General features: G+C 65.3%; 24 protein-coding genes. 18 read left to right on the top strand and 6 right to left on the bottom strand.

Features of this window, described 5'->3' with window-relative positions; genetic code table 11:
• Positions 1-86: 86 nt before the first annotated feature.
• The 7 genes from ACQP2U_RS20595 to ACQP2U_RS20565 are packed head-to-tail and all read left to right on the top strand — an operon-like array spanning position 87 to position 8,932.
• Complete coding sequence (locus ACQP2U_RS20595; RefSeq protein ID WP_433716155.1) at positions 87-1,361, top strand: hypothetical protein; 1,275 nt, start codon at positions 87-89, stop codon at positions 1,359-1,361.
• On the top strand, positions 1,358-2,347 hold the full coding sequence (locus ACQP2U_RS20590; RefSeq protein ID WP_433716154.1) for a glutamate ABC transporter substrate-binding protein: 990 nt from the start codon (positions 1,358-1,360) through the stop codon (positions 2,345-2,347). Before ACQP2U_RS20595 ends, ACQP2U_RS20590 begins: the two co-directional genes overlap by 4 nt.
• Before the next feature lie 4 nt (positions 2,348-2,351).
• Entirely contained in the window at positions 2,352-3,530 is a 1,179-nt protein-coding gene (locus tag ACQP2U_RS20585) for a hypothetical protein (protein WP_433716153.1), read from the top strand.
• Positions 3,527-5,941 (top strand): tetratricopeptide repeat protein, encoded by a 2,415-nt coding sequence (locus tag ACQP2U_RS20580; protein WP_433716152.1) that lies wholly within the window; start codon positions 3,527-3,529, stop codon positions 5,939-5,941. The genes ACQP2U_RS20585 and ACQP2U_RS20580 overlap by 4 nt, the downstream gene beginning before the upstream one ends.
• On the top strand, positions 5,938-7,002 hold the full coding sequence (locus tag ACQP2U_RS20575; protein ID WP_433716151.1) for a PP2C family protein-serine/threonine phosphatase: 1,065 nt from the start codon (positions 5,938-5,940) through the stop codon (positions 7,000-7,002). The genes ACQP2U_RS20580 and ACQP2U_RS20575 overlap by 4 nt, the downstream gene beginning before the upstream one ends.
• Positions 6,999-8,285 (top strand): vWA domain-containing protein, encoded by a 1,287-nt coding sequence (locus ACQP2U_RS20570; RefSeq protein ID WP_433716150.1) that lies wholly within the window; start codon positions 6,999-7,001, stop codon positions 8,283-8,285. The genes ACQP2U_RS20575 and ACQP2U_RS20570 overlap by 4 nt, the downstream gene beginning before the upstream one ends.
• Positions 8,285-8,932, top strand: coding sequence for an FHA domain-containing protein (locus ACQP2U_RS20565; RefSeq protein ID WP_433716149.1), 648 nt, complete (start codon positions 8,285-8,287; stop codon positions 8,930-8,932). Before ACQP2U_RS20570 ends, ACQP2U_RS20565 begins: the two co-directional genes overlap by 1 nt.
• A 252-nt stretch (positions 8,933-9,184) precedes the next feature.
• Here ACQP2U_RS20565 and ACQP2U_RS20560 read toward each other — a convergent pair whose 3' ends face one another.
• The 3 genes from ACQP2U_RS20560 to ACQP2U_RS20550 are packed head-to-tail and all read right to left on the bottom strand — an operon-like array spanning position 9,185 to position 10,349.
• Positions 9,185-9,652 carry an SRPBCC family protein gene (locus ACQP2U_RS20560; RefSeq protein ID WP_433716148.1) on the bottom strand — a complete coding sequence of 156 codons (468 nt, stop codon included), beginning with the start codon at positions 9,650-9,652 and terminating at the stop codon, positions 9,185-9,187.
• On the bottom strand, positions 9,649-9,987 hold the full coding sequence (locus ACQP2U_RS20555; protein ID WP_433716147.1) for an ArsR/SmtB family transcription factor: 339 nt from the start codon (positions 9,985-9,987) through the stop codon (positions 9,649-9,651). The genes ACQP2U_RS20560 and ACQP2U_RS20555 overlap by 4 nt, the downstream gene beginning before the upstream one ends.
• Positions 9,984-10,349 carry a glyoxalase superfamily protein gene (locus tag ACQP2U_RS20550; protein WP_433716146.1) on the bottom strand — a complete coding sequence of 122 codons (366 nt, stop codon included), beginning with the start codon at positions 10,347-10,349 and terminating at the stop codon, positions 9,984-9,986. Before ACQP2U_RS20550 ends, ACQP2U_RS20555 begins: the two co-directional genes overlap by 4 nt.
• Before the next feature lie 89 nt (positions 10,350-10,438).
• On the opposite strand from ACQP2U_RS20550, the gene ACQP2U_RS20545 reads away from it, so the two are divergent.
• The 7 genes from ACQP2U_RS20545 (at position 10,439) to ACQP2U_RS20515 (ending at position 15,450) form a co-directional block, all read left to right on the top strand.
• Positions 10,439-10,714, top strand: a complete 276-nt coding sequence (locus tag ACQP2U_RS20545; protein WP_397029995.1) for a hypothetical protein — start codon at positions 10,439-10,441, stop codon at positions 10,712-10,714.
• Positions 10,714-11,043, top strand: a complete 330-nt coding sequence (locus tag ACQP2U_RS20540; RefSeq protein ID WP_397029997.1) for a hypothetical protein — start codon at positions 10,714-10,716, stop codon at positions 11,041-11,043. The genes ACQP2U_RS20545 and ACQP2U_RS20540 overlap by 1 nt, the downstream gene beginning before the upstream one ends.
• A 69-nt stretch (positions 11,044-11,112) precedes the next feature.
• Entirely contained in the window at positions 11,113-11,742 is a 630-nt protein-coding gene (locus ACQP2U_RS20535) for an AAA family ATPase (RefSeq protein WP_433716145.1), read from the top strand.
• A gap of 350 nt (positions 11,743-12,092) precedes the next feature.
• Positions 12,093-12,833 (top strand): hypothetical protein, encoded by a 741-nt coding sequence (locus ACQP2U_RS20530; RefSeq protein WP_433716144.1) that lies wholly within the window; start codon positions 12,093-12,095, stop codon positions 12,831-12,833.
• A gap of 324 nt (positions 12,834-13,157) precedes the next feature.
• Positions 13,158-13,493: a carbohydrate-binding module family 14 protein gene (locus ACQP2U_RS20525; protein WP_433716143.1), complete on the top strand. Its 336-nt coding sequence runs from the start codon at positions 13,158-13,160 to the stop codon at positions 13,491-13,493.
• Positions 13,494-13,760: 267 nt separating this feature from the next.
• On the top strand, positions 13,761-14,288 hold the full coding sequence (locus ACQP2U_RS20520) for a CAP family protein (protein ID WP_433716142.1): 528 nt from the start codon (positions 13,761-13,763) through the stop codon (positions 14,286-14,288).
• 430 nt (positions 14,289-14,718) lie between these two features.
• Positions 14,719-15,450 carry an alpha/beta hydrolase gene (locus ACQP2U_RS20515; RefSeq protein ID WP_433716141.1) on the top strand — a complete coding sequence of 244 codons (732 nt, stop codon included), beginning with the start codon at positions 14,719-14,721 and terminating at the stop codon, positions 15,448-15,450.
• 10 nt (positions 15,451-15,460) lie between these two features.
• Here ACQP2U_RS20515 and ACQP2U_RS20510 read toward each other — a convergent pair whose 3' ends face one another.
• The 3 genes from ACQP2U_RS20510 to ACQP2U_RS20500 all read right to left on the bottom strand — a co-directional run bounded on the left by ACQP2U_RS20510 (position 15,461) and on the right by ACQP2U_RS20500 (position 16,466).
• Positions 15,461-15,661 (bottom strand): hypothetical protein, encoded by a 201-nt coding sequence (locus ACQP2U_RS20510; protein ID WP_433716140.1) that lies wholly within the window; start codon positions 15,659-15,661, stop codon positions 15,461-15,463.
• Between the two features lie 271 nt (positions 15,662-15,932).
• Positions 15,933-16,058 carry a hypothetical protein gene (locus tag ACQP2U_RS20505; RefSeq protein WP_433716139.1) on the bottom strand — a complete coding sequence of 42 codons (126 nt, stop codon included), beginning with the start codon at positions 16,056-16,058 and terminating at the stop codon, positions 15,933-15,935.
• Positions 16,059-16,313: 255 nt separating this feature from the next.
• Positions 16,314-16,466, bottom strand: coding sequence for a hypothetical protein (locus ACQP2U_RS20500; protein WP_433716138.1), 153 nt, complete (start codon positions 16,464-16,466; stop codon positions 16,314-16,316).
• Positions 16,467-16,766: 300 nt separating this feature from the next.
• Between ACQP2U_RS20500 and ACQP2U_RS20495 the strand changes: the two genes are divergently transcribed.
• The 4 genes from ACQP2U_RS20495 (at position 16,767) to ACQP2U_RS20480 (ending at position 18,630) form a co-directional block, all read left to right on the top strand.
• Positions 16,767-17,117 carry a helix-turn-helix domain-containing protein gene (locus ACQP2U_RS20495; RefSeq protein WP_433716137.1) on the top strand — a complete coding sequence of 117 codons (351 nt, stop codon included), beginning with the start codon at positions 16,767-16,769 and terminating at the stop codon, positions 17,115-17,117.
• Complete coding sequence (locus tag ACQP2U_RS20490) at positions 17,114-17,656, top strand: DUF5753 domain-containing protein (protein WP_433716136.1); 543 nt, start codon at positions 17,114-17,116, stop codon at positions 17,654-17,656. The genes ACQP2U_RS20495 and ACQP2U_RS20490 overlap by 4 nt, the downstream gene beginning before the upstream one ends.
• On the top strand, positions 17,653-17,859 hold the full coding sequence (locus tag ACQP2U_RS20485; RefSeq protein ID WP_433716135.1) for a DUF397 domain-containing protein: 207 nt from the start codon (positions 17,653-17,655) through the stop codon (positions 17,857-17,859). Before ACQP2U_RS20490 ends, ACQP2U_RS20485 begins: the two co-directional genes overlap by 4 nt.
• 201 nt (positions 17,860-18,060) lie before the next feature.
• A complete protein-coding gene (locus tag ACQP2U_RS20480) occupies positions 18,061-18,630 on the top strand; it encodes a DUF3558 domain-containing protein (RefSeq protein ID WP_433716134.1) in 570 nt (189 codons plus the stop codon).
• Positions 18,631-18,663: the final 33 nt, after the last annotated feature.

The raw sequence follows: 18,663 nt of genomic DNA, 5'->3' as shown, positions 1-18,663 counted from the left end.
TGCCACCGGTGCGATGGGCAGCAAACCCGAATTCCCTCCCGTACTATCGCGATCGGGAACACCGGCGGGGTAGATGAAGGGGGACGGTGTTGGAGATTCGCCTACCGGCGACCATGCGCAACGGGGGTGCGTGGTTACGGCGCTTCGTCGGGACGACTCCGGGCGCCATCGGCGCGGTCGCCGTCGTCACCGTGGTGGTGTGTCTGCTCGCCGGGGCGACCTCGGCCGATCAATTGAGCGGCAAACTCGCTCGGCGCGATGCCGTGCTGGCACACACCGAACCGCTGGCCTACGCCGCGCAGACTCTGTATGTCGCGCTGTCGGCCGCTGACGCGTCCGCAGCCACGGCCTTCCTGTCCGGCGGCATCGAATCGCCGCAAGTGCGTGGGCAATACCAACAGGCACTCGCCGAAGCCGCGGCCGCACTCGCGGAGGCGACCGCCGGGGCCGCCGATCAGCAGACCAGGAATATCGTCGCCAAGATCGCCGCCGACCTGCCCGCCTATACCGGCCTGGTCGAAACGGCACGGGCGAACAACCGGCAGGGCTTCCCGGTCGGTTCGTCCTATCTGCGCGAGGCCTCACTGCTGATGCAGAATTCCTTGCTGCCCAACGCCGAAACGCTCAGCAAGGACCGCATGGCCGCGTTGCGTCAGCATCAGCACGATATCGGCGCGCTGCCGTGGACGACCATCGTGTTGCTGATGCTGGTGCTCATCAGTTGTGGCAGTGGCACTTTGGTCCTGCTGCGCCGCACCAATCGCCGAATGAACCTCGGTCTGGCGGTCGCCGCGGGCGCGACGGCACTCGCGCTGTTCTGGGTGGTCGCCGCGACAATCATCGCCACGGCCGCGCTCGATACCGGCAAATCCGGGGCGACCAGTCGCTTCGAAACCCTGACCCGGGCCCGGATCCTGGCCCAGCAAGCGCGCACAGACGAAACCCTGGAGTTGATCACTCGCGGCGATATCACTACCAGCGAAACCGATTACCGCAAGCACACCACCGAACTGGCGGATCGGTTGACGACGGTAACCGGAGCGGACTCGGCTGCCTCGCGCAGCGTGCTCGGCTGGACCGCCGGACATGCCGAACAGCGCGAGGCCTACGAGGCGGCGAACTATCCCGCGGCCGTGGCGCAGGCCATCGGCACCGGTCCGGAGACCTCGGCCACATTATTTGCCCATCTCGATCAACTGTTGCGCGACAACCTCATCCAGGAACGCGGCGAGTTGCGCGACGGAGTCGACTCGGCGGGTGCGACATTGACACTCAGCCCCGCGGGAACGCTGGTGCTCCTGTTCGGCGCCGCGGCATCGACCGTCACCGGCCTGTGGCCACGGCTGAAGGAGTTTCTGTGAGACGGCGAATCTTGCTGCGGCGGTGCGGCTTCGAATGGCTGACACTGGTCGCGGCGAGCGCGCTGGTGACCGCATGCGGCTCCGGCATCCAAGCTCCGGCATCCACGAATGTGGCCGCGGTCAACCCAAAGCCCGATCTCGTCGAGATCAGCACGCCACCGCAGTCCGAATCCGGCGGCAATTGCGATCCGGAGGCCACCCTGCGTCCAGGTCCGTTGCCGAGTCCCGGTGCGATGCTGTCCGGTTCGGCCATGGCGGCCATCGTCGCCAATGGCAAACTGCGGGTCGGGGTGGATCAGAATACCTACCTGTTCGGCTTCCGCAATCCCGGCACCGGACAGCTCGAGGGTTTCGATATCGATATCGCGCGCGAGATCGCCCGATCACTTTTCGGTGATCCGGACCGGATCGAATTGCGCTCGGTCACCGCGGCCGAGCGGATACCGGCCCTGCAGAACAAGCAGGTCGACCTCATCGTGCGCACCTTTTCGGCGACCTGTGAGCGGCGTCGCGATGTCGACTTCTCGGGCGTCTATTACCGTGCGACGCAACGTCTTCTGGCCACCCGTCATTCCGGCATTCGGACCAGCGCGGATCTGGGCGGTAAGCGGGTGTGCGTCACCCGGGGCACCACCTCACCCGGACCACTGTTCAGCCTGTCCAAGCGACCCGTCGTCCTTGGCGTGTCCAACTGGACCGACTGTCTGGCCGCGCTGCAACAGGGCCATGTGGACGCGATCAGCGGCGACGATCCGATCCTGGTCGGTTTGGTTGCCCAGGACCGCAATCTGGAGATCGTCGGCGAGGTGATCGGCACCGGCGCGTACGCGGTCGGCATCGCGCAGGGACATCCGGATCTGGTTCGTTTCGTCAACGGTGTGCTGGAACGCATCCGCAGCGATGGCACCTGGCAGCAGCTCTATAACGCCAGACTCAGCGCCCTCGGCCCGTCACCCGGTCCACCGGACCTGCGCTACAAAGAGTGAGACCATGCAGCTACTCACTCTTACCGAAATCGATGCCGAATTGGCGACCCGCACAATCGAATTCGATGCAATCACGGCAACTCTGCTGGAATTGGACAAACATCCGGGCCACACACTTGTGCAGCGCTATCCGCCGACCGGGGTGACCGAACAGCGCTGGCTGCCGGTTCGTGCCGCGCTGGCACTGATGTGGGAGGATTACGGCCGCTTGCGGATCATCCTGGATTCGGCGCGCAAGGTGCGCGGCACTCGGGGCCGCCTCGACGACCGTGAGCGCGGCGAACTCACCCGGCTGCTGCGCGGACGTCCCTATGAGGCCGCGCGCACGCCGATACCGATGGCGCAACGTTCGCTCACTGGACCCGCCGAAGAGGTTCTGTTCGTTGGACTCGCCGATACCGTTGATCGCATGCGGGCTACCTTCCCGGAAATCGCCGAATTCTTCGACGCGGTCGATGCGGTGAACAGTCGGGTGATGGCGGGCCTCGCGCCGCTGCAGAACAGCCTGGACAAGGCGGGTGCGGCCGTCGGCGAGACCGCGCAGCTGCGGGCGATCGGTGACGGTGTCGCCGATTTGCTGAGCCGTTCGGCGACCGATCCGCTCGCATTGACAGTGCCGGAGATCGACGCGCGCATCGCGGAGCTGTCGGGAGAGTTACGGCAGATGGCCACCATCCTCGCCGAACTCGATGCGGTGGCGGCGGATTGGGCCGCGGCGGTCGCCGAGACGCGGCGGCGCTTGGCCGTGTTGCGGGCGACCCGCACCCGGGCGGCGGAGGCGAGGGCGCAAGTCGAGGCCAAGATTCTGGCGGGCCCGCTGCCGGTATACGAGGACGACATAGCCGCACTCGAAGCGGAAGTCGATGCGTTTTCGGCGAAAACGGCGGCGGCAGCGGATTTGGTGCGGTTGCGGATGCGAGTCGCCGACGCGATCGCTGGTGCGGCCACCGTCGAGGAGTTGGCTCAGGGCCTGCTCGATCGGCGTAGCGAGCTGCGTGGGCGGCTGGCCGCCTATCAGGCGAAGGCGGCTCGACTCGGCGTCAGCGAGGACCGAGATATCCTGGCCGCCAATCAGATCGCGGCGGGTCTGCTCGCGCGGCGACCGTGCGATCTGGCGGCCGTCACCCGGGCGGTCGCCGACTTCCAGCAGATCATCGGGGAGAAATCGGGGCGGGGCAGATGACCTGTAATGAGCCGGGCTGCGGCGGCACCATCGAAGACGGATATTGCGTGGTATGCGGCACCGCACCCGCCGAGGCGATCACAGTTTCGGCGGAAACACCCATCGCGCAGGGGGTTTCGAGCGATGGGCGTACCTGCGCCGAACCGGGTTGCACTGGAACGATTGTCGGCGGGTATTGCGACGCCTGCGGTACGGCTCCGGCTGAATCACAGCAGGCTGCCTGCGCCGAAGCGAGCTGTCGCGGAACCATTGTCGACGGCTACTGCGATGCCTGCGGCACCGCTCCGGCCAGGACTTCCGCACTATCGGTGCGCTCCGGAAGCACCCGAGCCTCCGGGCGCTCGGTGCGCACCGGCCGGACCTCCTCGAAATCCAGCGCTCGCGGTCACCTCGGCGCGGGCATGGTGCAGGTGCCGCGGATGCCACGCATCGACCCGGCCACCGCGGTCCTGGCCGATCCGCAAGTTGCCGAGGGAAAGCGGTTCTGCGGCAAATGCGAGCGGCCGGTCGGTCGCGGCCACGACGGTACGCCCGGCCGGACCGAGGGCTTCTGTCCCAACTGCGGCACCCGGTTCTCCTTTACGCCGAAGCTGGGCAAGGGCGATCTGGTCGGCGGACAGTACGACGTAGTCGGTTGTCTGGCGCACGGGGGGCTCGGCTGGATCTATCTGGCCACCGACCGCAATGTCGCCAACCGCTGGGTGGTGCTGAAAGGTTTACTCAATTCGGGGGACCTGGACGCGATGGCGGCCGCGGTCGCCGAGAAGCGGTTCCTGGCCGAGGTCGAGCATCCGAGCATCGTCAAGATCTACAACTTCCTCGAGCACCGCGGTGCCGACGGTGTGGCGGTCGGCTACATCGTCATGGAGTACGTCGGGGGCACTTCGCTCAAACAGATACTGCGCGCCCACCGCGGCGCCGACGGAAGCTACCTGCCACCGCCGCAGGCGATCGCCTACATTCTGGAGATGTTGCCCGCGCTCGGCTATCTGCATTCGCTCGGCCTGGCCTACTGCGATTTCAAGCCGGACAATGTTATGCAGACCGATGAGCAGCTCAAACTCATCGATATGGGCGCGGTGATCGCCATGGACGATCAGGACAGCCCCATCTACGGCACCATCGGCTATCAGGCGCCGGAGATCTCCGAAACCGGGCCGACCGTCGCCACCGAGGTCTACACCGTCGGGCGCACTCTCGCGGTCTTGCTGATGAATGTGGCGCAGGACGGCGGACATTTCGGCGCACTGCCCGGACCGGAGACCGAACCGCTACTGGTGAAATACGATTCGCTGCACCGATTCATCCTGCGCGCCACCGACGCCGATCCGGAGGCGCGCTTCTCGTCGATGGAGGAGATGGCCGATCAGCTGACCGGCGTGCTGCGTGAGGTGCTGAGCATCGATGACGGTGTGCCGCGTCCCGGTATGTCGGCCTATTTCGGTCCGCCACGCGGCGTCTTCGGCATTCAGGAAGCGCCGACGCCGTCCAGTATCGTCGCGGTGCTGCCGGTTCCGCTGGTCGATCCCAACGACAGCGGTGCCGCGCTGCTGGCCACCACCGGCGGGACCGCACCTGCCGAACTGGAACCGGCGTTCGAGGCGGGATTGCGCTCGGTGCTCACGACCCGCGGTGCGTCCGTGGAGATTCCGCTGCGACTGGTGCGGGCCGCGCTGGAGGTCGGCGACCCGACCGACGCACTGCGCCGACTCGACGAACTTGCAGACACCCTGCCCGGTGATTGGCGATTGGCCTGGTATCGCGGCCAAGCCGAACTACTCGCGAGCAATATCGATGCGGCCCATGCCGAATTCGACGCCGTGTACGCCGCATTGCCCGGCGAGGCCGCACCGAAGATGGCCCAGGCGGCCGTCGCCGAACTCGCGGGCGCACAGCCGGATCGGCAACAGGCCGCGCGCTACTACGACACGGTCTGGCGCACCGACCACGGCTTCGTCAGCGCCGCTTTCGGACTGGCCCGGCTGCGCAATGCGGATGGCGATCGCGACGGCGCGGTCGCTGTCCTCGATCAGGTGGACTCGGCCTCGGCGCTCTACACCGAGGCACGGCTGACCGCCGTGGAAACCATGCTGGCCGAGCGTACTCCCGACGAGTTGTCCGAACCGTTGCTGCGCGATGCGGGCGGACGGGTCGAAGCATTGCGGATCGAATCGAAAAGCCGTGGCGCACAGGTACGGATGCGCGTGCTGGATGCCGCATTGCGTTGGCTGCGCGCGGGTAAAGCACCGACAACACATGGGGCGCTGCTCGGCGCCAACCTCGATCAGGACGGAGTACGAACCGGTTTGGAACGCTGCTATCGCGACCTCGCCCGCGAAACCGAAGATATGTGGGCCCGATTCGAGCTGGTGGATCGTGCCAACTCTATCCGGCCGAGGACGACCCTATGACCGCGCCCGAGACCGACGTGCAGCGCCGGTGCCCGGAATGCGCTGCCAATGTCGGGGTGGCCGACCGGTTCTGCGAGGCATGCGGCCGTGAACTCGGCGCGCGGCGAATCGCGCTGCCGCGGTCGGATCCGGATGCCGCACCGACGTGTGAGGGCTGCGGCGGCACCCGCTACGACGCCGAGGGTTACTGCGGCGGCTGCGGTCAGTTGCGTCCGCAACCGGATCGGTTCGAGACCGATCTCGGCACGGTGTATGTGATGACCGATCGCGGTATCGCGCACGCGCGCAATGAGGATGCGGTCGCGGCCGCGGTATTGGAAGACGGGGCCAAGCGCCCCGTCGTCACGGTGATCGCGGTCAGCGACGGCGTCTCCACCTCCGACAATCCGCAGGCGGCCTCGGGCGCGGCGGTGCGTGCGGGCGTCGATGCCTGCCTGACCGCACTGGCCGAAGCACGCTCCGGCACGGCCGTGGTCATGGCCGGGCTCACGGCCGCGTCGCAGGCCGTGCGCGATATCGCGACACACGAGGGCCACGCTCCCTCGTGCACCTACGTTTCGGCCATCGTGCGCGGATACGGCGGCGACGGCGTGGAGATCACCGTCGCGAATGTCGGTGACAGCCGGGCATATTGGCTTCAGGGCAACGGCGTCGAGCCGATCACGGGCGGAAATCTGCCGTCGACGCGGCTGACTGTCGACGACTCGTGGGCCCAGGCACTCGTCGATGCCGGTGCCATGGACGAGCAGTCCGCGATGCGGGATCCGCGGGCACACACCCTGCTGCGCTGGCTCGGCGCCGACAGCGAGGACAAGCCGTGGTCGGACCGATGTGTGAAGACCTTTCACACCACGGGTCCCGGGGTGCTGTTGCTGTGCAGTGACGGACTCTGGAACTACGTATCCGATCCGGCGGCGCTCGCGCGAATGGTCAGCGGATTGCCGCGCGAGCAGGCCGCGCGGGCGCTTGTCGAATTCGCACTACGGTCCGGGGGTAGCGACAACATCACCGTCGCGCTGGTGCCGATCGGGCCATCGGTCGGTCCAGGAGTAGCACAGTGAGTTCTATTGTGAATAAGGGTATTTCGGTAGCGATAGACCAGAACGAATATCTGGCCGAGGGCGCGGGCACGGTCGACGCGGTGGTAACGGTGGAGACCGGGGCGGATTTCGTCGCGGCCGGACCGGAGCCGCAGCGGCTCGAGGTGCTGATCATCGACTGCTCCGGATCGATGGCGACCGGTAAGAAGTTCGAGGGTGCGCGTCGAGCCACGCTGGCCGCACTCGATGTGCTGAAGGACGGCACCCGGTTCGCGATCATCGAGGGCACATCGATGGCGCGGCTGACCTATCCGAGTGATAAACCATCGGTGCCTGTCAACCGTGACACCAGGGCAGCGGCCCGCCGCGCACTCGATAAGTTGCGCCCCAACGGCGGTACGGCCATGGGCACCTGGCTCGGACTCACCCGGCAGTTGGCAAAGAAACATCCGGATGCGATGGTGCACGCCATTCTGCTCACCGACGGCAAGAACGAACACGAGGAGCCCGCGGCGCTGGCCGCGGAAATAAAGCAGTCCGAGGGGATTTTCACCTGTGACTGCCGCGGCGTTGGAACCGACTGGCAGGTCGACGAATTGCGCACCATCGCCTCGGCTCTGCACGGCACGGTCGATATCGTCGCGGATCCGTCGAATCTGGCCGCGGACTTCGCCGCCATGACGCAGACGTCGATGGCCAAGGCGATTCCGGAGCTCACCCTGCGGGTGTGGACACCGGCAGGAGCCACCGTCGAATTCGTCAAGCAGGTCGCACCGACCATCGAGGATCTGACTGCGCGCCGCACCGATGCCGGACCGCAGTTGGGGGAGTACCCCCTCGGAGCATGGGGTGCGGAGGATCGCGACTACCACGTGCAGGTGCGGGTCGAGCCCGCCGCGCCGGGACGGGAAAAGCTCGCGGCCCGCATCAGTGTGGTCGCCGGCGACGAGGTGGTCGGACAGGGTTTGGTGCGTGCGGTGTGGACCACCGAAACCGAACTGTCGGCCCGCATCAGCAGGCGCGTCGCGCATTACACCGGACAGGCCGAACTCGCCCAGGTCGTGCAGGAGGGGTTGAGCGCGCGTAAGAACGGTGATGTGGAGACGGCGACGGCGAAGCTGCGGCGCGCGGTCGAACTCGCCGCCGAATCCGGCAATGAGGGCACCGCGAAGCTGTTGCGCGGTGTGGTCGAGGTCGATGAGCGCAATGGCACCGTGCGATTGCGTGCCAGGGTCGAGGCCGCGGACGAAATGGCCCTGGACGCACGCTCGACCAAGACGGCGCGGGTACGTAAGGAGGGGTAATGGCGATTGCCACCTGTCCGGACGGACATCCGTCCGTCGCGACAGATTACTGCGATGTCTGCGGTTCGCCGATCGGTGCGCCCGCGCCGTCGACCGCGGCCGTGCTGTGCCCGTCGTGTGGATCGCCGAGCGCCGGCCGCTTCTGTGAAGTCTGCGGCGCTGATTCGGCGCTGCCCACGCCGGTGCCGCGTGTGTCCGCGCCCACCGAAATCGCCACCGCGGTTTCCGCCGCCGGTGTGCTGACGTGGGTCGCCACGATCACCGCTGATCGCGAGTTCTACGACCGCGTGCAAGCCCGCAAGGGCCCCGACGCCGATCAGGTCGAGTTCCCGGCATTCTATCCCGAACGCCGAATCACCTTGCGCGGCACCGATATCCTGATCGGCAAACACAGCGTCTCACAGGGGCTGCAACCCGCGATCGATCTGGGCATCGCCCCCATCGATGCCGGCGTCTCCCGCACCCACGCAATTCTGCGCATCGCCGAAAGCGGCATAACCATCACCGATCTCGGCTCGACCAACGGCACCAGCCTCAATGGCAGCGAAGACCTGATCCCCGCCGAGGTGCCGGTCCCACTCCGAAGCGGTGACCGCATCCACCTCGGCGGCTGGACCACAATCATCGTGACCGCCGAAAGCCCCTGAGCGAATACGGCGCGTCCCCATCGGTACACCCGTAATCACCAGCTCACGCCCGGCACAGGGGCTGTTGCCGATCAGGCTCGACAGGCGTCCAGCAGACGATGGTGCTGTCACAGCGGGGGGACCAAAGCGAGCATGATTGCGCGGCATCAGTCGATCCAGATAGGTGAGCGTGTCACGGCCGAAATCCGCGCTGATTCGGCTGCGGGCTCTATACAACGTTGTGGTTGCACCGGCAGCGAAACGCGGCGCGACTCAGCGCCCGAGGTTCGATTCCAGCTCCTGCAATACCTCATCAATGCGCCGCATGACATGGGAGCGCCAACCGGCGTCCATGATCATGCGGGCCTTCTGCTGGAGCGGGTGGTCCGGATCGAATCCGGCGTGTGCCAAGAACAGTCGGGTGCCCTTGCCCTCGGGCTCCAGCGTCCAGGTGATCGTCCAATCTGCGCCGTGCTGGGCATCGGGGTCGGCATCGCGCCAGCCGACGCGCAGCATTCGCTCCGGTTCGTAGGCCAGCACCTCTGCCGCGATCGCCCCGGAAAAGCCCGTGGCCGGAACGGCTTTCGCATCGATGGTGTAGCGGTGCCCGACCTCGAGCCGGAAGTCGGACGGCATGAACCAACGTGCGAGCAACTCCGGTTCGGTCAGCGCGCGCCACACCTTCGCCGGTGGGTGCGCGAGGAATTCGTCCACGTGAATGGTGGTCGGATCGTCGGTCATTCTGTCTCCTGTTCCATGGTGTCCAGCAGTTCACGCAGGCCGGTCAACTTCTCGCGCCAGAACCGCTCGAACGGGTGCAACCACTCTTGGATCTCGTACAGCGGGGCCGCCTCGAGCCGGTACAGCCGTTGCCGCCCGACCTTCTTCTCGCTGACCAATTCGGCCTCCCGCAGCACCCGCAGATGTTCGGAGAAGCTCGGCCGCGCCATGTCGAAATGCGCGGCCAGATCGGTCACCGGTTGCGGTCCGCCCTCGCGTAGCAGCCGCAGCACCTCGCGTCGAACCGGACTGGCCAACGCCGCGAAGACCCGGCCCGCGGGCGCCTCGACGGTCACCGGCCCGCGGCGGCCAGAACGAAGCGGTTGCCATCGGGGTCGGTCAGGGTGGCCTGACGTCCCCAGGGCAGGTCGGTCGGTCCCTCGACCGCCGCACCCGCCTCGGTCAGCACCGCACAGTCCGCATCGAGGTCGGCGGTTTCGAGGATGACGCCGGTCGAAGTGCCGGGCGTGAATCCCTGCTCCGTACTGGCCAGCGTGAACGCGGTCTGGGCGCCCTTTGGTGCGACCTGCAGCCAGCGCACCGGCCCCATCTGCTGATCCATCAGCACCTCGAATCCGAGGGTGTCGACATAGAAGGCCTTGGCCCGTTCCTGATCGGCGACGGGCACGGTAACGACCTTGGCATGGGTGATGTTCATGATCCCGACTATAGGTAGGAAAAATCCTACATGTCAAGCAGTGGCGACTAGGACCGATCGGTCGGTTACTATGCGCGTAGTATGTGGTCATGGGGTTCGAGTGGCCGGACTGGGCGTTCGCGCATTTGATCGGCATCGGACCCCGGGAGGTACGCCAAGTCCTCGAAAGCGCACGGCGCTGGCCGCGCATCGCCGATGACGGGCGCGTGACGGTGTTGTCGGTCTGGGGCCGCACGGGCACCGGACGGCCGCTGATCGTGGCGACGCGCCAACAGGACCAGTGGACCTGGCTGATCATCGGCGCCCGCGAAATGCGCGCCGACGAACTGAAAATGTTCGAGGAGTGGGAACAGGAGAACCGGTGATGAACGAGAAAGATTTCCCGTCCACCCCGGACGAAGTGGCGGCGTTCATGGATCGGCTGACCTTCAGTGACGAACCGGTCCCGCCGGAAAAAGCACCGCCGCCACTGCCCCCCGGGGACGACATCGTCGTGACCAGCTCCATTCGCATGCCGCTGGAGTTGCACACCCGAGTCAAGCAACTCGCCGACAGCCGCGGGATCGGCATGTCGACGCTGATCCGGGAATGGATGGAGGCGGCCATCGCCGAACTCGATGGCGACCAGCTCATCTCGCGCGCCGACGCGGTGCGTGCACTATCGCGACTGCACCCGATCCACCGCGCGAGCTAACTCGGGTCAGTGAGCGGAACCGGCTGAGAGGTTGCAGATCAGTGACGCTCGGGTGCGATTATGGCCGGTATGGGATCCGCCGTCTATCTGATCACCGGCATCCAGGCCGCTGGGAAGTCCACGGTCGCGCAGGCGTTGGCGGAGCGGTTGCCGCGTTCGGCGCATGTGCGCGGGGATGCGTTCCGGCGCTTCATTGTCGGTGGCCGGGCAGACATGAGTCCGGAACCGTCGACGGAAGCACTGGACCAGCTGCGGCTACGGCATACGCTGGCTGCGCATACGGCTGATGCTTATGCGGCAGCGGGATTTACCGCGATCATCCAGGATGTCGTGCTCGGGGAGTTCCTGCCCTACACGATCGAGTGCCTCCGCACCCGGCCGCGGTATGTGGTGGTGCTCGCGCCGAAACCGGCTGCGGTCGCCGCGCGCGAGGCGGGCAGGGACAAGCTCGCCTACGACGGGTTCACCGTCGACAGCCTCGACGAGGTCCTGCGCGCACAGACTCCGCACATCGGATTGTGGTTGGACACATCTGATCTCACCGTGCAGCAAACCGTCGACGAGATTCTCGAGCGGGCCCAGCCATTGGACGGCGAACCTGCGGCCGCGCCCGGCCAGGATGCCGCCGGACGCATGACCCCGCTCTACTGCACCAACGAGCAACCGTCTGATTGGGCATCCTCAACTGGCGATAGTTGATTCAGGCGAGCGACCAGTAAAGTACGAAACTTTGCGGTGTCGTAGATGCTGATCGCTCCGGTCGCTGGACTGACAAACCCAGCGTGAGCAAGCCGAGCCCGGATGGGCAACACGCTGGTGCGTTTGTGGTCTGGTGAGCTTGTGGCCCGAGTGGACTGCTATGCGTGGTCTCGAATGTGAGGGGCCGGCCGAATGGCAGGGCGGACACAAAGTGTCAGGAGCGGGAATTGCCTACTGTGGAAGCGAGATTGGCCGATCTGCGGTGACCGGTCGGCTCGGGCTGGGCTATCCGGGATTCCGCGGTTGAGAGGAACGGGACTGGTGCGATGGGGTTCTACGACTGCAGTTGCATGATCACCGGTGTCAGTCTGCACGATGACGCCACCTTGGTCGTGTTACGACGCATCGGCCAGAACTACCTGCCGATCGCACTGGGCATCGCAGGCACCTACGACCGGCTCGGCGGCATCGACGGTGTCGACGAGGACCTCAACACCGAGCTCGTTCTGCGCTACTTCTTCGACCGGTACCGCGACGGCAGGTTCTTCGCAAAAGACCAGACCAGCACATTCGACGGCGACGCACTCACCTCCGACAGCCACATCGAGGAGTTGCTGCAGCTCATAGAGCGCACGCACGTCGCGATCGACGACGAGATCCATGACGACGCCATCTATTCCGCATCGACCGTCCTGGACGGCGACATGGTCGTCTTCGCGTTGATCGCGCAGCCTGTCTGGGATGCCATAGTCGATGCGGCCGCTGAGTCGGATCGGCCATTGGATCGCCAGTTCGAGCGGTTGTTCGGCCCGGCATCGACAGCCGCGGAAATCTATGAAGGTCGGCTGTCAGAACTGGCCACCGCTCTCAACCAGCTGGCCGCGGTCAACGACTTCGTCGAAGCTCACGGGCTGCGCTGGGCCCCCGCACCTGATCCGTCACAGCGGTACCCGACCGATTACGGCTGCCAACACGGCAAGGAGATCAAGGAATTCCTCGACCGAGCAAAACACGACTACCAGGATGAGCCGGTTATCTTGACCGGCTTGTCCCGTTACGAACAGCACGTGGACTGGGAGCTACTCGATTGATGCGACTCCGCCGCCGACACCGAGTCTCGCTCAACATCTATCGTGACGAGCCTCCGGCCGCGGCTCAGGAGTTGGATGAGGACGAGCTGATCGACCGTTGGACGCTGGTCGGGAATGAGATGGAACTCCTTGGGTTTCGGGACTACTACCGGAACCCGTACTACTCCAAGAAGATTGGGCGAAACGGCCAGAAAACTTGCGGGCGTCAAGGAGACTCATGGGACGTGGTGCGGGAATCTCGATTCCGATGATGCCGGCGTATGACGAGGTCGGTGCGCCCACTGGTACGGCCCGCTCGACCCACGTCACCCGAAGGAGACGACCGTGCGATTCGCCTGTGTTCTCGCTTTGCCGGCAGCCGGGCTGCTGCTCGGTTCCGCCCTCACGCTCGTTGCCGCGTCGTCTGCTCTCGCGGAGGACACGGTACTCGACATCGCCGCCTTCAACTGTCCCGAGCCCGACGGTCTCTTCCCTTATCCCGGAGACGTGACGAAGTACGTCGAATGCTCGAACAACGTTGCGACCGTGCACACGTGTCCGACCGGCCTGAACTGGAACCAGAATGGGAAGTACTGCGATTGGCCCGCCGACGCTGGCGCGGTGGCGGGCCGGTACCAATCCAGAGATGCCGTTGACCTCGGCCCGGTGAGATCGCAGTAAGCCAGACCTCCGACGTAGACGGGCTGGACAGGGCGCGCAGGACTTGGTACCCGGACCAGGCTGCCACCCGTACTTCTCTGCGTCGATGTTCCTCAGATCCCCGACATGCGCCACCTCCGCGAAGGGGCCGGGCGCATACCGAGGATTGGGAACAGCGCAGCGAGACCCGGTAGGCTCACCGGGTCCCGAAACATTCACGGCCTGTGGGGGTTTCGAGGTCCGTGTGGTTCGTTTCTGTTGTGTCCTGCTCTGCCTCGGGAGGTCGTCGTGCGTGTCGGTCGGTTGGTATCGGTTATTGCCGCGGTGATGCTCGCCGCGCTCGTCACCGGCGGGGGCCCCGCCGCCGCACAGAGCGATTACGCGCAGACCGGGCTCACCCTGCACAACAAGTACCGGGCCAAGCACGGTTCCCCCGCCATGACCTTGACCCAGAACCTGAACAACCTGGCCCAGCAATGCGCGAAGTACTACGCCCAAAAGCGCACGATCGATCACAGCTGCCCCTACAAGAACGGGGCCGGGGAGAACCTCGCCGGGGGACAGGGCACCTGGGACGGTGTCTCCTTTGTCCAGATGGGCACGCAGATGTGGTACGCCGAGAACAAGGACTACGACTACAACAACCCCGGGTTCGGCATGGCAACGGGTCATTTCACGCAGTTGGTGTGGAAGGCCAGCACCCGACTCGGTATCGGGTACGCCTCGGAGGATGGCTGGACTGCCCTGGTCGGTCTCTACAACCCAGCCGGCAACGTAGAGGGGCAGTTCCCCCAGAACGTGGCACGCCCGCGCTGAGTCGGGCCTGTCCACGGTGATCCTCTCGGCCGTAGCGTGACTTTTCTGGTGGATGTTCCCGCCCCCCAGTCGCAGCGGCGCCATATGCGACGCACCGTCGATGACAACTACTACCAACTACCGAGCCGATAGGGTTTCGGGTGCGACGGACAACCCCGGAGGGTTGTTCATCAATCGATTTATGACACCGGTACCACGACGAATCGGCCTCCAGCGGGCGAACTGCTTCACTGCAGTAGTGCTGCGGCCGGCCCCCAAAAACCGTTTGCGGACCACAGCGACCGTTGCTACTTTTCCGGAGACCGTGCGAGAGAACGAGGAGGTGGTACCCGTGAACGCAGTATCGACATGGGTGCTCCCCTCTGGGGTCACGGTCGGGCGATAGGTCGTCCGGGAGCGCCGTTCAAGAGCACTCCCGAAAGGCACGACCATGCAATTCATTTCCGAACAGCGCCTCGACGACGGCGTCCTCGAACGCGAATTCACCCTCGGAGAGATCCCCGGCATCCTGTGGACGCCCGGATCCGCATCCGCACCTGCGCCGCTGATCCTGGTCGGCCACCCTGGCGGACTGCACAGGATGTACCCGCGACTGGCGGCCCGGGCCCGGCACGCCGCGGCGGATGGCTACGCCGCGGCCACCATCGAGTTCCCCGGCAGCGGTGACCGGCCCCGTTCCGCCGTCGCGGAGCAGGCCCGCGCCGACCTGCGCCGGGCGCTGGAGGCTGGTGAGCCGGTCGACGACGAGGTCGTCGACCGGCTCATCCTCCCGCTGGTCGAAAAGGCGGTCCCGGAATGGCGGGCCACCCTGGACGCCCTCCTTGGGCTGCCCGAGATCGGCGGCCCGGTCGGGTACTCGGGAGGGGTGATCGCCATCGGCATCCGGCTGGCGGTGGTCGAGCCGCGCATCTCGGCCGCCCTTTTGTTCGCCGGGAGTTTCGTGCCCCGCACCATATTGGAGGAGGCGCGGCAGGTCACCATTCCGCTGCAGGTCCTGCTGCAGTGGGACGACGAAGGAAACGACCGGCAACTGGCCCTGGACCTGTTCGACGCCTTCGGCTCCAAGGAGAAGACGCTGCACGCCAATATGGGCGGGCACACCGGCGTCCCGCAGTTCGAGGGAGACGAAGGGAGCCGGTTCTTCGCCCGGCACCTGAAGTGAGGCCGGGCCGTCAGGTCGGCAGCAGACGATAGGAGCTGTCGGCCGGGATGCCGCTCATCGAGGACAGGTCCCGGCCCTCCTCGATAGCGGTGGCCAGCAGATACACAACCTCCCCGACCGCGGCGGTACCGCGCATCGGCGGTACCGGCCGGTCGGGGAGGCGTGGCGATTTCTTGTCCGCAATGACGAAGACGCCGGGAGCAGATGTCACGTTGGTGATGCCAACCGTGTCGAGATACTGCTCGACAGTGCTGCCGGACCGCGGGCACGCCCGGCGCCAGGGAACTCGACACCCCAGCACCGGCATGACTCGGTGGGCACCGGCTGATTCGCCCATTCGCGAACCGCGTCCGCGAACCGCTCGACTACATCGGCTGATGCACCGCTGTAGCTGGCCGGGGGACCGATGAACGGTTCACGTTGCGGCAGTATCGGATTGCGGTTCGTGGCTCGCGATTCGCGGTGGTTCGGCTTGCTGGCGGTCATCGGCCCGCCCGACCGGCGTTCTCCGCGCCCGGATCGGCGTGAAGTCCCCCGACGGCACAGACCAGCCACGCCTCGCAAGGGAGGGTGGCGAGCAGGCCGATCAGAGCTGTGATCTGAAGCATTGGGCAGCATCCCTCGGTTATTCCGTATTCGAGATCTGTTGTCGGGCAGATGCTCTGGCGCAAGCAGGGCATTCGTCGCGCGAATCAGTGGGGTGCGGATGGCCCGTCTCGATGAGGTGTGTCCAACAGCCGCGCAACATCGCACACGTCCGTACCGTGCAGTCGACGTGCCGGTTCTCGGCGATCTCCAAGTGCATCTGGACCGGTGACAGCGCAGGGCTCGGATACTGGTGCTGGACAGCATCCCCGGCCAAATCAGAACCCCTGGTGCGGGACATCGGCAGGGACGAGCCGACCGGCCTCGACGAGCCGCTTCTTCGCCTGCGCCTTGACCGGGCACATCGACGCCTGGCAGTCCAAGTGGCTCTGCATGATTACATGCGCGTATTCGATTGTCATCACTGGCAATTCGCTATGGTCCGTTACCGGCAGGCCATGCATGCGGATACTCCGAATGTAGGTGTAGGTATGTGGAATGCCCGGTAGCCGAGGCCGAAACTACCTGTGCTACAAACTGATTCGCTTAGGCAGTGGGTTCTTCCCGGCTACCGGGGTGATGCAAGTAGACACCCGGCTTTCGGAAAAGGGCATCCCCAATCGCCCGCTTCCGTCGTATTATCGCCGAACTTTCTCCGCGGATACCGCCACGTGAGCGCCACCTGCTGACGGCTTCCAAAAGTCCGGTCACTACATAGTGAGGCTAACGATATGAGCGTTACCGGCAGTACCCTCGCGCGTCGTGCTCTCGGTCGTGAACTGCGCCGATTGCGGACGGTCAAGGGCATGTACCAAGCTGAGGCGGCCAGACTGGCCGAAACCTCCCCGCAATCGATCGGCCGTATCGAGGAGGGGCGATCGACCCGGATCACCAGCTTTCAGATCAACGCCCTGTGCGATGCCTACGGGGCTGCCGACGACGAACGGCGAATCCTGTTGGGGCTGGTGCAGGAGGTGCGGGCCGCGCGGGAACGTGGTGGTGGTTGGTGGCGTTCGTATGCCGATCAGATCACTGGGGACTTCGACCATTACCTGGCTTTGGAGGAGGCTGCCAGCGGTTGACGGCGTGGAAGTTGGCCGTGCTTCCGGGGTTGCTCCAGACCTCGGATTACCGCCGTGCGATAGCTTGGATCGAGTCTCCCGAGCTGCCTTCTGAGCTGATAGAGAAGCGAATTGAGTGGTCGATACGCAGGCAGAGACGCTTGGAAGATCCGGGGTTCGCTGTCGAGGTATTGCTGTCGGAAGCTGTACTGCGCGAGGAGATGGGCGGTCCAGCAGTGATGAGTGACCAATTGCGGCATCTGACCGAAGTCGGTGCTCTACCAAACGTTTCGATACGAGTTGTCCCTTTCAACGCCCGCAACCATCTCGGCGTGCTCGTCGGATCGTGCTCGCTCATGGAGTTTCCGCCTCTGCCGCAGTCCAAGCTCACGGAACCACCGATCGTCTACGTGGAGGAATACACAGGCGACCTGTACCTGGAACGTGAGGCAGAGGTGGAACCTTATCGGGCTGCGCTCACCGAGATCGGACGTGTAGCGTTGGATGAGAGCAAGTCCAGGCGAAAGATCCTGGCTGTGGCGAAGGAGCACCGAGCGTGAGTGTCGATCTGACCGGGGCGAAGTGGTACAAGAGCAGCCGCAGCAGCTCGACGAAAGACTGCGTGGAGGTTGCGCACCTCGACGGGGGCATGGTCGGGGTACGGGACTCGAAGAACCCCACGGGCCCGGCACTCGTGCTCAGCCCCGCCCAGTGGGATACGTTCACGGCGGGTGTGCAGGGCGGGGAGTTCGAGCTGTCCTGAGCGGCGTGTGCAAGTGAATTCATAGGAACCCCAGGCGCTTTCGGCATCTGGGGTTCTTGCGATTCCGCGATCGTTCGGAATTGAGTCGCGATGATCGCTTTGCGGGCTGGCGACCTGACCGGTACGGTCTAGACGAGCTTGCGGGGGCGGGGAAGCCGGTCCGGCCCCATGTCTGGGATGGAACCGGTGCGAGAGGGCGATATGGCCAGCTGGAGCGGTTTGGTCCGGGGTGCGGTTCTCGGCGCGGGGCTGATCATGCTGGTTTCGGCATGCAACTCCATCGGTGAATCGAAGGGCAATACGAGCAGTGCGTCCGTAACGCCGACCATCGCAGTGGATGTGCCAGCGGGCTTCGATGCGTGTAAGGACATCCCGCAGTCGGTGATTCAGCAGGAACAGCTGATCAAGCCGGACCCAGACACTGCAGATAGGCCTGGCGGCATGAAGTGGCGCGGCTGCGGTTGGGTTCAGTCCGACGGGTACAGCCCTACTATCGACATGACGAACATAACCCTGGCGATGGTGCGAGCGAACAAGGACTTTACGGTCGATGAGGAGCTCACGGTCGGCGGGCGGGCTGCACTCACTTCCCATGTCAGCGGGCAGGATCCGCATGCGGACTGCGCAATCAACGTCGAAGTGAAGGGTGGCAGTCTCGAGATCAGCGTCGATAACCCCCCGTCACGCCGGAAGTCTGGGAATCAGCACGCTTGCGAGATCGCGAAGCGCCTTGCGGGCCAGATTGTTCCAGCGATACCTGCCACCCTCTAGACTTTAATCGCCTCTGGTCGATCCCGGCCGGAA

Source organism: Nocardia sp. CA-084685 (assembly GCF_050955785.1).
In the GTDB taxonomy this organism is placed as follows: Bacteria; Actinomycetota; Actinomycetes; order Mycobacteriales; family Mycobacteriaceae; genus Nocardia.
The sequence above is the reverse complement of the archived record's forward strand: the minus strand, read 5'-3'. Positions and strand labels throughout refer to the sequence as shown.